The sequence below is a fragment of the Vreelandella olivaria genome (genome assembly GCF_023507745.1).
GTDB lineage: Bacteria > Pseudomonadota > Gammaproteobacteria > Pseudomonadales > Halomonadaceae > Vreelandella > Vreelandella olivaria_A.
This window is the reverse complement of the sequence record NZ_JALPZO010000145.1, coordinates 1-4,837: the sequence shown is the minus strand read 5'-3', so window position 1 is coordinate 4,837 and position 4,837 is coordinate 1. Positions and strand designations below refer to the sequence as shown.

At 56.5% G+C, this 4,837-nt stretch carries 2 protein-coding genes and 2 pseudogenes; all 4 read right to left on the bottom strand.

All coding sequences use genetic code 11. From position 1 onward, the window contains the following. Positions 1-280, bottom strand: a pseudogene (locus HP566_RS18070) (hypothetical protein); the annotation flags it as partial. 4 nt (positions 281-284) lie between these two features. After that, complete coding sequence (locus tag HP566_RS18065) at positions 285-3,653, bottom strand: T6SS effector BTH_I2691 family protein (RefSeq protein ID WP_249978710.1); 3,369 nt, start codon at positions 3,651-3,653, stop codon at positions 285-287. Continuing rightward, positions 3,646-4,560 carry a DUF4123 domain-containing protein gene (locus tag HP566_RS18060; RefSeq protein WP_249978709.1) on the bottom strand — a complete coding sequence of 305 codons (915 nt, stop codon included), beginning with the start codon at positions 4,558-4,560 and terminating at the stop codon, positions 3,646-3,648. The genes HP566_RS18065 and HP566_RS18060 overlap by 8 nt, the downstream gene beginning before the upstream one ends. Beyond that, positions 4,561-4,837 (bottom strand): annotated as a pseudogene (locus HP566_RS18055) (hypothetical protein); the annotation flags it as partial. It abuts the gene before it with no gap.

Below are 4,837 nucleotides of genomic sequence, written 5' to 3'. Positions count from 1 at the left end.
AGACAATAATCGTGGTCTGGTGAGTCATGCTCATGGCTAGTAAAATAAGAAAAACGTACATCCCTCCCCCCATTAAAAAAGAGGTTAGGAATGATTCTCCCAATAGAAACATTACATATCCCCCCCCCAAGCTGATAAGCGCAAATATGCTGAATAATATATTTGCCACAAAGGTATTATAATTACGCGCCCGGATTTGCCAGCTTATTAGCGCCGGTTCATCGGCATGCTTCCAGGGCATTTGGGCGATATAGTCCTGCTGGGGTTGAATAAACCACATACACTTATCCTTGTGCTTTAGAGGTGAAGGGAACCGTCAGTGCAAAACGGGTAGGCGCGCTAAGCCCGCGGCTCTCTTCATTATTGGGTTCAATCTCTCGCTTGCCTGCGGCAGCGCTGGGCTTATAGAAGGTGTAGTGCGCGGGGCCTTCATTGGCCGATAACAGCGTTTCAGAATAATCCACCGTGAGGATAAAAAAGGCGTTTGCTGCCTGCTCGCTCGCCGGTATCCAGGCCTGCCAGATACGCACATCTTCAGGGCTATAGTGACTGTCGGCGGGTAACGCTGCCCCTCTCTCGCCTTGTTGTGAGGGGCTTTGCTCAAAGCTATCCGCAGCAGCCCAAAAGCCGCTGCGGGCATTGGAGGAGAGTTTGATCGTTTCACCGGCCAGCAAGGCGGGAAAGGCAATTTGCAGCCAGAAGCCTTGATGCGAGGGGGTCATCCTCCCCACCCCGTAGTAGCTCATCGTCGATGAGTCAATGGTCACTTCCCTGATAGGCGTGAGTTTTACCGATGGCTGCAGCAGAAGCTCCATTAAGGCACGCCATTCGTTTTTGCGGCCCTCGTCGCTGGCGTCCCAGTCAGTGCCCCCCTGGCCCCAGGTGCTGGTATATAGCCAGCCACGCACCCCAGCCCGGTGATAGCGGGCGGCATAGTGCGAGGCAATCAAATGGGCAACCCCGGCGGCAAACAAAATACCGGAGACCCAGGGGCCAAGTATCCAGGCAAAGGCAAACCAGCGGCCTAAAATTGCGCCACCTACCTGAAATGCAGCGGCAAAGCTCATACCGACTCCGGCTGCGACTTTGAGATAAATAGCTGAACGTTCTGCCCCTCTGCTGGCATTCTGAGCGTCATTGTAGCTCTGCCATGTATCCAGCCCCGCCGCAATCGCTCCAATCGCTGCCAGGCTGCCTACGCGGGTCGCCAGTTTGGCGGCCATACGTGACGCAGCATTTCGATTGTGGTTCATCCACACCTTGGTAGAAGCTTCTGCCAGCCGGATCATTTTTCCGTCTAATCGGAAGGATCGATTCGTCGCACGGTTCCAAAACGGCATCACCCATAGGCTTATCACTGCCGCCGCGGCAAATCCGGTTGTCGCTGCCAGCTTACGCATTCCTTCTTCATCCACGCCGTCTGTTTGGGCAGTGCGCGCTGCATCGATAAAGTTATAAAGGTTCAGGCTGGCGATTAAGAGGGCTAAGCCGCCGCCTAATTGGTTAACCCGGTTGGTGACGTGGCGTTTAGCGGCGCTGGCACCGCCCATGAGTTTGAGGCGGTGTTGTTCGCGAAGCTCATGATAACCCGCGCTGGCCAGGTTTTGAGCACGCCGCTGGTTGCCCGATGCGCGTTGGTCGAGGGAGTCATCTGCGGCAGTCACGCGTTTGGGTTCCTCAAAGGCATGGGTGTAGCGCTGTTGCTCCAACTGCTCTAACTCTCGCAGCTGTGCCTGGCGCTCCTGAGCACTGTAGCCAGCCCTTTGGCGGTGGCGCTCCAGGTCGTGAATCCTGCCGGTGAGTTGCCAGGCCCGCTCTCGCCATTGACGGTGTTTGGTGTCGTACTCGGGGTCTATCACCAACTGCGAGGACGCGACATCCGGGTGCACCAGAACGACCATCAGGGTGTGCACCAGTGATCTGGCTGCTGTTTCCAGCGATAGCTGTCCCTTGGCACTTAATGAGGGCAAAAACTGATAGGCCATGGTTTCCCACAGCCGTTTGGAAGGACCGCTTATTTCTGTGCGAAGCGTATCGAACGATTCACGCACGTGTGGCGCCAGGCTTTGGTAAATGGGGTGATTTTGTACCTCTTCCAGCTTCAGCATCCCAATGGCAGCGTTGATTTGTGTGACGACACTGGTCGGGGTGATGCCCTTATCGATGGGTTCTCCATCCTCATTCCGCTGTTCGATGAAGTGCTGGGCAATCGTTTCCAACGCGGTGGCAAGGGCTGGGTCGAAATTCAATACGGCAAAGCTGATCAGTGAGTCGCGCGCCTGATAGGTTTTATCCAGCCAGGCCCGGCCTGTCGAGGAGGCGCCCAGCACTTCTATCACCATACTGCCGCATTCGTGGATGGCGTTGTTTTGCGCGGCATCACTCGTATCAAAACATAGCCCTTGAGCAGAATGCGGGAGCCGTTCCAGCCATAGGGTTAGATCAGAAGTGCTGTTTTCCACATGGGCCTGGAGGCGTTCAAGTTGAGGGCCTTTTTCCGTGATGAACGCTATTGCTTCATCCAGCCGGACATCCAGGCGAGGAAGCGCTTTGCCGTGCCACTCTTCATAGTGTGTGCTATTACGACCGGGTGGGTTCGCCATGCCAAGTTCGATCAACTCATCTTGTAGTTGGCTGACACGCTGCTGCCTGAGCAGCAGGGTATAGTCAGAGCCGGTGCCGACGTTTTTCAAGGCATCGAACAGCTCGCCTGTTTTGACGGTGACTTGGTGATAGCGAGCCGGGTCATGGCGAACCTCATCACTGATCAAATCATCGATATCGATCGAACAGAGTGCTTTGACGACCTGTGCCGTTTCCAGCCGGTGCCCATGTTCATCCAGAAAGGCCTCTAGCGCTATCTCGCGCCCCACCAACGCCATGGTCAGGTCATTGACGATGCCCAGATCATCATCCAGGGCTACGAAGAGCGCCTGGTCATGATGATCGACCTTGGACAACACGCTGTTTTGAGTGATTTCGGGTTTTACCGCGAGGAGCGGATAGAGACCCTCTTCATCGTCTCTCTCGCTTTCGTCACTTTCCGTTGCGTCCTCTCTGTCGATGGTGGATACGGTCGTGGTGGTGAAGCCGTCAGTCGCGCCATTTGGCGTGATATCGGCGACGTGCTCAGCCAGTTGAGTCAAAGGGCCGGCGTGGGCCGCGAGACTACCGTCGGATGTGGCTGTCAGCGCCTGCATAAGATCGACAGAACGCATAATGCGTTGGCGTGCCTGGGCATCGTCCAGCATGTGTTGCTGAATGCGTTCAGTCCATTGTATGGAGGAGTAGGCCAGCGCTATGGGCGTGCAAGTAGAGCAGGTCAGGTGAGGGGCATCATTGAACGTTGCTCCTTCCACACGATACTCATCAAGGTGAGACCCATCTTCGTTTTCCCACCACACATAGAGCCAGCCGTCACGCAGTTGGCGTAGTGTGTAGCCGCGGGTTTCCAGGGAGGGGTATTCCGGCCCCTGCCACTGGTCTGCCAGGGGATGCGGCGCAGGTTCCCCTGCCTGGGCAGGTGCTTCATCAATCGCATAACGAACCGGGAAGAGTGTAACGTCCAGCAGCAGAGGACAGACACCTGCCCCCATGGGGGTTTCATCAAACAGGGCATCACGTGCTTCTGCCTGTGCATCCGTACTAGCCATGGGGTTCCTCGTCGGTGGTCGTTAGGGTGGTGGCGTTGGTCCGGCTCCAGGTGTCAAGGGCCTTCAACTGCTCTTGCCGGGAAAGGCGTATGGCATTGGGGGAGTGGCTTACCCAATGAGCGTAAAGACCCTCGCCTGCGGTCATAAAGTGATTGCCCCACTGCAGAGCGAGACCTAGCCATATTGCCAACTGGCGCTCGGTAGTGGCTCCCCAGGCACTAGCGTCATTCAGGCGGTTGTCTAACCACTGGCCACGCTCTTCCATGGGCAGACGCTCCCACTGGGCGGCAGAATGTTGTGCCAAGTACTCCGTTAATCGCTCTTTTAGCTGCCAGCGTGTGACTGCATCCAATGCGGCGTGCTGGGCATGCCCCATGGGGGGAAGCTCATCTGATAAGGCGATGGTGTCGGCTGCGGGCATGCTGTCGGCAAGAAATGCTTGCCATCTAAGTGGGTATGACTCTGCCCAGTTAGGCGCCCAGTTCGCTACCCACCATGCTGCCATGGGGCCCATCAGCACGGCGGGCAGGGGGCTGCCGTAACTCGACAGCCAATGACGGGCCACCAGAGGGTCAGCAAAGCGCAATAGCTTGCTTTGTCCTTCTACACCCTTAAAGGTAATGAAATGGCGAAGATGATGGCTCAGGTCTAGCGTACTGGCTGGCGTACTCAATAGAGACAGCGAGCGATAAAGGGAGTCACTGGTTGCCTTGCACGCTTCATCAACCAAGTTGGTGTTTTTAAGCTTGACCAGAATGGGGCCGTACTCTGCGAGCGACGCCCAGCGGGTGGTCAGGTACAGAGGCTCTATGTCCTCTATATCATCACGCTGATAGAGCCGCTGATAAGCGTTTGGAAAGCATACCCCGTCAATAAGTGCGTGGGTGGCGGTCGAAATATGCGACATCTAGTGCCCTCCCGAGCCAGACGTTTCGCAAATTTCACAACTGGCAGGCGCCTTCAACATGGCCCGAAGCTGTGCGGGGCGATTGATGGGGGCAATGGCTTGATGGCTCTCGGCTTCAGCGTCCACAGGCAGTTGCGGTGCCTGTGCTGTCTGCCCGCGACCACTGCCGGGGCTGCCGCCGGAGTTGATTTTGACCTGTGGGCCAACCAGGGTGACCCCGCTGGGGTCGATTTTCAGAAAGCTGCCACCTGCGTTGAGGGTGATTTCCGCGCCTGCT

Coding starts and splice junctions, on each gene's coding strand:
- HP566_RS18065 (WP_249978710.1), bottom strand. CDS start 3,653: ATGGCTAGTACGGATGCACAGGCAGAAGCACGTGATGCCCTGTTTGAT.
- HP566_RS18060 (WP_249978709.1), bottom strand. CDS start 4,560: ATGTCGCATATTTCGACCGCCACCCACGCACTTATTGACGGGGTATGC.